Annotated in this window: 9 protein-coding genes; 6 read left to right on the top strand and 3 right to left on the bottom strand. The window is 38.3% G+C overall.

Annotated features, from left to right (window positions below; translation table 11 throughout):
• Window positions 1-144 precede the first annotated feature (144 nt).
• From KO495_RS10135 to KO495_RS10115, 5 genes are all read left to right on the top strand, one after another.
• Window positions 145-1845: a phosphate ABC transporter substrate-binding/OmpA family protein gene (locus KO495_RS10135; protein ID WP_215980286.1), complete on the top strand. Its 1701-nt coding sequence runs from the start codon at window positions 145-147 to the stop codon at window positions 1843-1845.
• Between the two features lie 156 nt (window positions 1846-2001).
• A complete protein-coding gene (locus tag KO495_RS10130) occupies window positions 2002-2613 on the top strand; it encodes a hypothetical protein (RefSeq protein WP_215980285.1) in 612 nt (203 codons plus the stop codon).
• A 267-nt stretch (window positions 2614-2880) separates the two neighbouring features.
• Window positions 2881-4902 (top strand): bifunctional 2',3'-cyclic-nucleotide 2'-phosphodiesterase/3'-nucleotidase, encoded by a 2022-nt coding sequence (locus tag KO495_RS10125; protein WP_215980284.1) that lies wholly within the window; start codon window positions 2881-2883, stop codon window positions 4900-4902.
• Between the two features lie 115 nt (window positions 4903-5017).
• Window positions 5018-7195 carry a DUF6359 domain-containing protein gene (locus KO495_RS10120; protein WP_215980283.1) on the top strand — a complete coding sequence of 726 codons (2178 nt, stop codon included), beginning with the start codon at window positions 5018-5020 and terminating at the stop codon, window positions 7193-7195.
• Between the two features lie 295 nt (window positions 7196-7490).
• Window positions 7491-8204: a tRNA (adenine(22)-N(1))-methyltransferase TrmK gene (locus KO495_RS10115; protein WP_215980282.1), complete on the top strand. Its 714-nt coding sequence runs from the start codon at window positions 7491-7493 to the stop codon at window positions 8202-8204.
• An 88-nt stretch (window positions 8205-8292) separates the two neighbouring features.
• Here KO495_RS10115 and sigX read toward each other — a convergent pair whose 3' ends face one another.
• The 3 genes from sigX to KO495_RS10100 are packed head-to-tail and all read right to left on the bottom strand — an operon-like array spanning window position 8293 to window position 9943.
• Window positions 8293-8823, bottom strand: a complete 531-nt coding sequence (gene sigX / locus KO495_RS10110) for an RNA polymerase sigma factor SigX (protein ID WP_215980281.1) — start codon at window positions 8821-8823, stop codon at window positions 8293-8295.
• 11 nt (window positions 8824-8834) lie between these two features.
• On the bottom strand, window positions 8835-9659 hold the full coding sequence (locus tag KO495_RS10105; RefSeq protein ID WP_215980280.1) for a mechanosensitive ion channel domain-containing protein: 825 nt from the start codon (window positions 9657-9659) through the stop codon (window positions 8835-8837).
• Entirely contained in the window at window positions 9659-9943 is a 285-nt protein-coding gene (locus KO495_RS10100) for a hypothetical protein (protein ID WP_215980279.1), read from the bottom strand. Before KO495_RS10100 ends, KO495_RS10105 begins: the two co-directional genes overlap by 1 nt.
• 264 nt (window positions 9944-10207) lie before the next feature.
• On the opposite strand from KO495_RS10100, the gene KO495_RS10095 reads away from it, so the two are divergent.
• Window positions 10208-11239 (top strand): OmpA family protein, encoded by a 1032-nt coding sequence (locus KO495_RS10095; RefSeq protein WP_215980278.1) that lies wholly within the window; start codon window positions 10208-10210, stop codon window positions 11237-11239.
• Window positions 11240-11242: the final 3 nt, after the last annotated feature.

Raw genomic sequence — 11242 nt, 5'->3', positions numbered from 1 at the left:
AATCTCGAAAGATCAACCGCCCCTAAATACTACAACAAAGTGTTACGTCATTATTTCTTCATAAAAGTGCAATAGTTACTGTTTAAGCTAACGCTTTAGAGTAAACACTCATATAACTATTTTAACCACTATTGGAAAGCAGTAATGACGACATTATTTTCAGGCGTTTGGCAGGCAGATAATACCGCGCTACATCACCAATTAACACAACTACAAAATATCGCCTTACAAGAATTTGATATTGAAATATCAATAAATAAAATGTTAGCGGATATCAGTTATCGTCAATTAGTCTTAAGCGAATTAGCTCAATTGAAACACCATAAAATTACCGATATCATTAACTGGTTAAACAATCCAAAAACTAATACTACTCATCCGAAAAAGTCTGTCAGTGGCGTACTCATTGCGGTCGTGGCTTGTGTTTTTTTAACGTTAACGGCTTTTTTATTTATTAATACAAGCGATAGCAATAATCCCCCCTTACCGTCCACTCAAAAAGCAACGCAGGCTACTAGTGTAATAGCTCCGCCTAAAAGCTCTGCTGGTGAAGTAGCGCAAGTCATGGCTCCCATTAAAGTGATAGAAAAGCCGGCAAAGCTACTCTTTAGCTTGCATGGTTCAAATACTATTGGAGAAAAGCTAGCGCCTCGCTTATTGGAAGGTTTTCTTATTGAGCAAGGCGCTAGTGAACTCACTTGGCAACAAGGAGAAAAACCTGTTGAGCGCCAACTCACTTTTACCCTGAATAATGAAAAGCACTACGTTGATTTACAAGCTCATGGTTCATCAACGGCATTTTTAGGCTTAGCTGAGCACAGTGCCGATATGGGAATGTCATCAAGAAGAATCAAAGAAATTGAATTAAAAGGGTTACAAAGCACCTCTGGCAAACTTGATGGTGTTGGTAATGAGCACATTATTGGTTTAGATGCTTTGGCTATTATCGTTAATCAAAACAACCCTGTTAAACAATTATCGACCCAAACATTGGCAAAAATTTTTTCAGGCGAAATAAATAACTGGTCACAAATAGGCGGTAGTGATCAAGTAATTAAGTTATTCGCTAGAGATACTCATTCGGGAACTTGGGATACGTTTAAAAATTTAGTACTGAAAAAGCATGACTTGAGCTTAGCTTCTAGCGCACAACGTTTTGAGTCAAGTTCAAAGTTATCAACACAAGTATCACAAAATGAAGGTGCTATTGGCTTTATTGGGCTTAACTATGTTTTACATAACAAAGCGCTTGCAATATCAGCAACCAAAGAAACTAACGCCATTTACCCTACTCGCTTTACGGTAAGTACTGAAGACTACCCTTTATCGCGTCGCTTATATTTTTATACGCCAACGAATGCCACAGATACCGTGAAAGAATTTGCCCATTATGCCATTTCTGCTCAAGGACAAAACATAGTCGCTAACACTGGATTGGTTTCACAAAACATTCAATTAGAGCAAGCTTACCCGTTAGAAAATGCACCTGAGCAATATAACCAATACACTCAAACAGCAAAACGATTGTCATTAAACTTTCGTTTTGATTACGCAACCAAAGACTTAGACAACAAAGGTAAACGTGACTTACAGCGCTTAGTTGAATTTATGGAGCAACATGTAGGACGACGTATCGTATTAATGGGCTTCTCAGACAGTGTCGGCGCTAAATTAAAAAACAAAAACCTCGCGCTACAGCGGGCTAAATCGGTCGAGCGCGCCTTAACCTCGCGCGGCATTCCAGTGCTATCGGTTGAAGCTTTAGGAGAAGCTTTGCCTATTGCCAATAATGACACTGAAGAAGGCAGAATGCGGAACAGGCGTGTTGAAGTTTGGCTTTTATAATTTTCTCCTTTCACAGAGAGCTTTAATATTTTTGCAACATTAAGCCATTATATTAGCGCACAGAGAATTGGCGCATAGAGAATTAGCGTACAGAGTTCGGCTTAATGAGCAATATTAAGCAGCAACAATTTAACGTATAGTCATTGGGAATGATTCATGTTTACTTACTTATCAGATTTAAAACAAGTCACTCAGCTATTAACCTCTTTTTCAGCCAAAGAGCTAAAAATAGCAACGGATAATATTAATGCCTTAGATAAACGTTTAAGTACCCCAGTGATTGAATTACTCGAAAACCGTAAAAAACACGGTAAATTATTTATTGATCAAGCTGTAGCTGCAGAAGGTATTGCTATCGAAAAAGCAACACTATCACTTTTATTATTAAATAATAATGCGCTAGCTCATCATGTTAATAGCTTATGTTTAAGTGAAGCGGTTATCGTAAGAGATACATTACTTAATGGCCTAGAGATGTTAGCAATAGAAATGAATGAACATGCAATCAAAAAACAAGCCGTGAAAACGTTACGATCTCGTTTACTTAGCCATGAAAAAAATGAGCCAATAAAAGATCTTAGCCAAACCGCTACCGCCAATAATGTTATGCCTATCCAACTACTTGAAGTAAAGCAACGCCTAGCGAACGCATTAACAGATGAAATAAGTAAAAATTCCGCCATAAAAAACAAGCTGAATAGTCAATTATCAGCCCGTACACATACAAGTAATATCGACAACAAAACATTAATAGCTGCAACACGCTAATAAGTACCCTGTTAATGTGCGGCTATTAACCTATAAATGTCTTATTTCTATTTAACCAAGGTTGTTACTTTCTTTGCGTGATAACCATGGGTTATTACCCTGAACTGAAATTCAGTAGCGCCAGCAGCTCTATCAAGGGTAAAGTTTTCCTTCAAACAAGTAAAAAATTGTTCACAAAAATGGCTCTGATTTGTCATTTTTTAGTCGCTAAACTGTCTTTTTCACTCTCTATAGTCGTTATAAATTCTTCCATCAACGAGTATAATTATGAGAAAAACACCTTTAACCTTAGCGCTACTTTGCACAACTTCTGCATTACTTTTTGCTTGTAATGATTCAAATAGTGATGCCACAGACACAAGTAAGAACAGTGGTCCTGTCGCAGGCACAACCCTAAACATTCGTTTACTTGAAACCACAGATCTTCATGCTAATCTCCTGAATTATAATTACTTCTCAGACAAACAAGATGACAAAGTAGGGTTAGTAAAAACCGCGGCATTAATTAGGCAAGCAAGAGATGAAGTCAGTAATACTCTGCTCGTTGATAACGGTGATTTATTACAAGGTAGTCCGTTAGGTGACTACATTGCCAAAGTAAAAAAACTCCAAGCGAATGAAATACACCCGGTTTATAAAGCAATGAATACCTTAGATTATGATGTTGCTAATATCGGAAATCATGAATTTAATTTTGGGCTTGAGTTTTTAATGGAAGCGACAAACGACGCCAACTTCCCTTATATTTCAGCTAACGTATTTGTTGATGATGGTGATGACAACGCCGAAAACGATATCCCCTTATTTGAACCTTACCTCATTCAAGAAAAACGTTTTATTGATAGTAATGATCAAGAGCAAATTATTAACGTTGGTTTTATTGGTTTTGTACCACCACAAATAATGCAATGGGACAAAGCAAATTTAGAAGGTAAAGTTATTGCCAAAGACATTATTGCCATGGCAAATAAATATGTGCCTTTGATGAAAGCCCAAGGCGCTGATATTATTATTGCCATTCCCCACTCTGGTTTAGATGTTGCAGCTGCTACGCCATTAGCCGAAAATGCTAGTTACTACCTCTCAATGGTTGATGATATTGACGCCATTTTATTTGGTCATGCCCATGCAAACTTTCCTGGTAGCAATTATGCTGAGCTAAGTGATTACGGCATTGATAATGATAAAGGCACCATCAATGGTGTCGCTGCAGTTATGCCCGGTTTTTGGGGGAATCACTTAGGAGTTATCGACCTGTCATTAGAGTATAAAAATGATGCTTGGCAAGTTATTGATTCACAATCTAGCTTGCAAGCTATTTATCAAACCGATGAAAATCGCGTCACTGTTGCTATGGTAGATAACGATGGCGCAGTTGAAGCCGCAGTAATGCATGATCACGATGAAACCCGCACCTGGGTTAATGAGCCTTTCGCTAAAGTGTCTGCACCAATCAATAGCTACTTTGCCTTGGTTAATGACGACCCATCCATTCAAATAGTGACCGATGCCCAGACTTGGTACACTCAAAAAATAATACAAGGTACTGAGCTTGAAGGCTTACCAGTATTATCTGCCGGAGCCCCTTTTAGAGCAGGTCGTGGCGGCGCCGATGACTATACCGCTATTGATGCTGGTGATATTGCTTATCGTAATGTTGCTGACTTATATATCTATCCGAACATCTTAAAAGTGCTGAAATTAAATGGCGCACAAATTAAAGAGTGGTTAGAAATGTCAGCAGGTCAATTCAATCAAATTGAAGTTAATAATAATGCTGTGCAAAGCTTAATTAACCCTGATTTCCCTTCTTATAACTTTGATGTAATTGACGGCATCAGCTACCAAATTGATGTTAGCCAAGCCGCTCGTTACAGCGCTAAAGGGGTAAAAGTTTCTGATGACGAAAGAGTTAATAACTTAACTTACCAAGGAAAAGCGATAACCGCTGAGCAAGAGTTTTTAGTGGTAACTAACAACTATCGCGCCTCTGGTGGCGGTAACTTCCCTAACATTGGCGCCGATAAAATAGTGATAGATTCACCAAATGAAAACCGCCAAGTGGTTGCCGATTATTTAGCAGAGCAAACAAGTATCAATACCGAGTTTGGTCTAGATCCGAGCGCAGATATGAACTGGTCTTTTACCGCGATAACTAATGTCAATGTGCAGTTTACAAGCTCAAACAGCGACCAGGCAAAAAGTTATAGCCAAAAATTTAGCCATATCACTCCAACTAACCTCACAAATAATGATGGGTTTGCACTGTACACCTTAGACCTAAATTAAACACACGTTAACAGTACCGAAGTAAAAACGCCTGATATTCGTCGCTATAAAAGGCTTGAATATCAGGTGCCAACACAACCTGCAATGAAGTAATGCATTTAATAGGAATTAAAACATGACTTATAATTACAGTAAAATCTCAGCATTAGTTATCTCTCTCGGCTTGGGTTTAGCATCATTATCATCCCATGGAGCGGAACCTTATCAGTGGAATAATACCATCCCAGAAAAAGCACCAACCGCAAGTCAAAGCAATGGTAAAACAGTGCTCTTTGATGTATCACATGGTGGTGTAGAAGGTAATGCCGACTGGGTTATTGATGGCGCGTTTTCTGACTTTGCTGATGCACTTGTCACGCAAGGTTATACCGTACAAGAATATCGCGGTGTTGATTTAAATAACGATGGGACTATTCGCTTTTTTGATGATAGAACGCCCAGTAATGAGCAAAATGAAGCGATTATTACTTATAACGCAATTCAGCATGCTGACGTGTTGGTATTAGCAGAAACTAACCGACCATTTACCCAAGCAGAGCAACTTGCACTTGAGCAGTTTATCGCCGCAGGTAAAGGCATATTTTTTATTGCGGATCATTATGATGCTGACCGTAATTTAAATACTTGGGATGCAACTGAAGTGTTTAATGGCTACAACCGCTCTGATTTAGCCAAATACGATCTTGGTGGCGAATACGGTGACTGGCGCAATCCTAAAATGGCTAACGCAGGCTGGTTAGTAGAAAACTTTGGTATTCGCTTTCGTTTTAACGGGGTTGACTACAAACAAGGTGTTAGTGGTGTTGTAACACCAAATAAAACAGAGGGTATAACTCAAAATGTGCAACCTATTCTTATGGCGGCAGGAGCAACATTAGCGATTGTAAATGAGCAAAAGGCCAAAGGCTTAGTTTACTTCTCAGAAACAGATACACCAGTAAAATGGAAGCACGCAAAGGATCAAGGCTTATACTTTGGCGGCGCTAATGAAGGCCCTTACGCAGCTATTGCCAAGTCAGGCGCAGGTAAAGCCGCATTTATTGGTGACTCTTCACCAATAGAAGATGCTACCCCTAAGTATAAACGTCAAGATAGCGGTCAAACTAAAAAAACCTATCCCGGCTGGACTGATTCAGGTAATGCAGCAGTTTTAGCGGTAAACATTGTCAACTGGTTAGCAACACCTGAGAGCTATCACTACTTTGATAATCAAAATGGTCATGTTGCAGGTATACCTACACCTGAGCCAATGGCTACACAAGAAATGTCAGACCCAAATAATGGCAATCCTTGGGGAAGCCCAGCATCCGGTTTTGATGCGTGGAACAGCGATACCTATAAAGATAACAGCTTCAATTCACCTTATGGTGACGGTCACACTACCCCTGAGCCTGATCCAACACCGACACCAAACGACTCAATATCAGTAACCCAAGCGCTCGCTGCTGCACAAGGTACTCAGTTCTCAGTACTTGGCACCGTTACCGCTTCAGTAAATGGTATTTATGGTTTAGTACTTAGTGATGTAAACACGCCTGAAACTGCTATTTACGTCAAGCTCGAAAGTAGCCAACGAGCTGATTTTAATCCTGAACTTAATCCTGAAATATTAACAAAAAATATTATAGTTACGGGCACGCGCAATAGCTATATGGGCGCTGCTGGTATTCGCTATGTTACCGATATTCAACTTGCACCTACCGCTTTATCTATTGAACAGGCATTAGCTTCTGCGCAAGGCGAAGAAATTGAATTAATAGGTAAAGTAAAGTCAGCATTAAATGGCATTTATGCTCTTGTGCTTGAAGATTTAGCCAACCCAAGTTTTGTCATTAATGTAAAATTAGAAAGCGGCCAACGCAACCAATTTAGTCCACAATTAAACCCTGAGCTGTTAGGCGCACAAATCATCGTTAAAGGTGTGCGTGATCAGTATATGAGTCAGGCAGGTATACGCCAAGTATCTACTATTAACGTGGTCGGTAACAATATTCCTGAGCCAAACAATGACCTATCAGTGGCAGAAGCATTGAATATGGCTAATGGCACACTCGTAACATTAGCAGGAGAAATAAAAGCTGCGATTAATGGGCAATATGCACTTGAATTAATGGACCCAAGTAACTCAGCAACGAGTATTTATATCAAACTTGAATCATCGCAGCGCGCTAATTTTAGCCCACAAAACAATCCAAGCTTGATTGGTAAAAAGCTTAGAGTTGAAGGCATGATTAATGATTATATGAACCACGCTGGTGTGAAAAATGTTACTAAGCTAACTTTACTTAATTAGTTGTTAGGTTCTGTTGAAGATAGGTAATAGGTACCTGTAAAAATCTGGTGTTAACAACACCAGATTTTTTACGTTAAGTTAAGGGGTTATTGACTTAATCTAAAACTAGGGGCTGTATACCAGAAAAATATGCTCGGCCAGTATTATCTACCCCAGCGAGAGTATTTTATTAAACAACTTCAACATAAAAGCTTCATATTTTTAAGCATTGAGGTTTATTAAGTGGACAGTACTTCTTATTCATATGAAAATAATGCTCACAAAGCGCTAAGTGAGCTGTCACCCAAAGTACCTCATGAAACTAAGTAAAAGATTACAACAACTCGACCAAATGGTCACAACGCCTTATCAACATATTTGGGATTGCTGTTGTGATCACGGCCTATTGGGCATGACGTTACTAGCTCGTAGCGCTGCGCCTAATATCCACTTTGTTGATATTGTTCCTGAGCTTATGCTTCAACTTAACTCTAAACTCACGCAGTTTTTTCCACACTCAACAAGTGCTTGGGCAAGCCATTGTATTGATGTAAAAAAGTTACCTTTAATGCAATACCCACTCACGGAATCAGAAAAGCACTTAGTGATTATTGCTGGCGTTGGCGGTGATTTAATGACTGAATTCATTGAGGAGATTTGTGTTAATAACCCAAACCTAAATATTGATTTTTTACTCTGCCCTGTTCATCATCAGTTTAGTTTAAGAGCCAAACTCATTACGCTAAATTTTAGTTTACTTGATGAAGTACTACTTGAAGAAAACCAGCGTTTTTATGAGATGTTACTCGTTTCAAGTAATGCAACTCAAGGCGATAAGATCAGCCCAATAGGCGATAAAATATGGCACTCAGATTCAGTTGAGCAACGCACAGTAATCAATAATTACTTAGTCAAAACACTAAAGCATTATCAACGTATTCAGCAAGATCATAGCGCTCAAGCTGAGCGTGCCATTGAGCATTATCAAGCACAAGCAAATAAGCTAAACGCTATAAAATCAAGTAAATAGCACAGTACCGTTAATGTTGATATAGCGACTTGAGGTAAATTTATTATCCTATACTCAGGTGAATAACACATTAAGCCCGGTCGCTTACTTAATGCTTTACCTGTTCTTGTAAAAAAGCAATAACCCGTTTATGGCGCATTTTTACTGCTGACAACTTCAAATCACAAATATCCGCTATTTCTTGAAAGTCTAAATCTGTACGATAACGTAATAACATAATATTACGATCAACAAAGGATAAATGAGTCATTAACGCGGCTAGTGCATTGGATAAATCGTCATGCTCTTCTTCAGCAATGAGGTTTTCTAAGTATTCATCATTACTTTCTATGGTGTCCCAGCGGCGATCTCTTATTTTGTTAATACACTCGTTATGCGCAATTTTAAACAACCACGCCTTAAAAGATACTGACCACTTAAATTTCTTTAAGTGAGAGAGTACCTTAATAAGGGTTTCTTGAACGACATCTTCGGCATCAGGTTGATTATTAAGTAACTTAGCACAGTACCCTTTTAACACAGGTAAGTACGGGGTAATTAATTGCTGAAAAAGACGTGTATCATAAGGCAAGCTTGCTTGCACTAATGCAACAAGCTGCCTTTCATTAAGCTTAGTCAAACCGTAATAGGTTATTGCTTAGTAACTTTATTCGCTAATAAAAAGGTATTAGGTAATGTGGTTATCGACTCACCTTCACCCATAACTTTACTTGCAACACTGCCAATAACAACTAAAGTACCTTTAACATCTTGCACTTCAATACTATCGCCAACTTGATACATTTCTCGTAAATAAACGCCTGCTACAATTTCTTGCGCCATTGACTTAGTGCCTATTCCTAACGAAATAGCCGCCGCCAAACCAACACTGGCAATAACAACCGTCATAATGTTATTTAGTAATGACACGTCAATATCAAGTTGAGTGATTGATAACGACACCGTAATCACAATAATAATACCGCGGCATACTTCAGCAACCGAACGCCCGTAATCAACGCCAGTATTTTTTGCCGCTATTTTAACGCCGTTAAAAACAATTTGAGCAACGAAGAAACCGCACACTAATACTGCCAATGACGCGAGCAGTTTAGGTAAAAACAAAACTAAGGTGTCAATTAAACCTGAAAGCACTGTTAAACCAACAATGTCTAGCGCTGCTAATAAAAATATCAATAAAAAGAATGTAGAAATAATGCTAGCAACCACTTGGCTACCAGTTACTTGAACTTCCATCTTTTTCAATAGGGAATCTAGGCCTAGTTTATCTAAAAAGGTATTAAAGCCTATTTTAATTAACGACTTATTTAAAAAGCTTTTGATCAGCGATGAAATAAACCAACCCGCAAGTAAAAAGAGTATTGCCACAATTAAGTCAGGTAAAAAAGTAACAACTTTATGCCAAACAGCTATTAAGCCAGAATATGCTTTATCTGTGATGTTTTCTGTATCCATTATTTATTCTCATTATTGGTTGTGTACTTAATATTTTTTTCATCGTCGCTAAGTGCTTTAGGCTTTCCCGCCATACGCTTAAATAGTGGTTTTAGTATTTTCATAAAAAGACTAATAAACACTACCCAAATTGACGCCATACCTAACGCAACCAGATCTTTAGTGCCTTGTTGGTTGTTGGCTGTAACTGCAGCACGCTTAAATAATTCATCATCAGGCGTTTTAAAGGCCAATGTGGAATCACTCTTTAGCTCTGCTGCTAAACTTTCTTCAATATCTTTCATATTCCCTCAGCAACGATTTTTATCGCTTAGCTCTGTAACGGTTTAATCATAAAAAAGTCACATTAAATTAATTCTTTTTTATAACAATGTTCAACAACGTAAACCGCCAGCATTCTACGTTATTTTATCGCCTTTCATTTATTTTTTGGCCTTGGAATAGTAAAATTCATAACTTATTTGAAAATAAATTGTGACTTTTTAGTTTATTGTTCGTTATAGCCCCAGAAGTACAATCACATTACCGAAATTGATAAGGATTTATCTATGAAAAAATTTAACATTACTCTGTTAGCTGCATTAATTAGCTCACCATTAGCGGCAGAGACTATTGATAAAACATGGGAAGTGGGCGTTTTTGGCGACTACGTCAAATCAAGCACTAATAAAGAAAACAGACCAGAATGGGATCATATTGAAGCAGGTAAAGGCTTAGGTATTGATTTACAAAAAATTATTAATGATCAGTGGAATGCGCGTATAGAATTAGCCAGAGATCGTTACGAGACAGAAAATGGCAATAATACCGATTACGGTACACGCTTTGGTCTTGATGCTATTTATAAAGTTGGAGACACAGGGCTTTATTTTTTAGCGGGTGTTAAGCGTTTCAACAACGTAAATAGCTACAATGCTATTAATGCGGGTGCAGGCTATAACTTTGATATTAGCGAGCGTTTCTCACTATTTAGCGAAGCTGTTGTTTACCGTGATATCAACAATGGTTATACCGACCAAGGTTTTAAACTAGGCGTTAAATACGCTTTTGGCGATGTAAAAGCGGCGCCAGTTGTTCGTAAAGAAACCACACCAACAGCTATTATCGGTGATGGTGACAATGACGGCGTTAATGACAACAATGACAAATGTAAGAATACATCTGCCAATGTAAAAGTTGACTCATTAGGCTGTGCTTTATATGCAGAAGAAACTGTTGAAGTGAACTTAAATGTAACTTTTGAAAATAACAGTGCGCAATTAAAAGCTGAAATGACTAACGATATTCAACGCTTAGCTGACTTTATGAAAGCTTACCCAAATACAAGTGTTGTAATTGAAGGACACAGCTCTGCAATTGGTGAAGCACAGTATAACCTTAACTTGTCACAAAAGCGTGCCAATGTAGTTAAAGAAGCATTAATTAATGACTTCTCGATTGATGCTACTCGTTTAACTGCTAAAGGCTTTGGCGAAACACAACTTATTTCTACAGGTAATAGCCGAGCAGATCACAGTGCTAATCGCCGCGTAGTTGCCAAAATAGAAACAACCGTTAAAAAAGTTGTTATAAAAGGCTAAACC

The sequence above is a fragment of the Colwellia sp. D2M02 genome (assembly GCF_018860755.1).
Lineage (GTDB): Bacteria > Pseudomonadota > Gammaproteobacteria > Enterobacterales > Alteromonadaceae > Colwellia > Colwellia asteriadis.
Note: the sequence above shows the minus strand (reverse complement) of the source record. Positions and strands in the feature narration are given on the sequence as shown.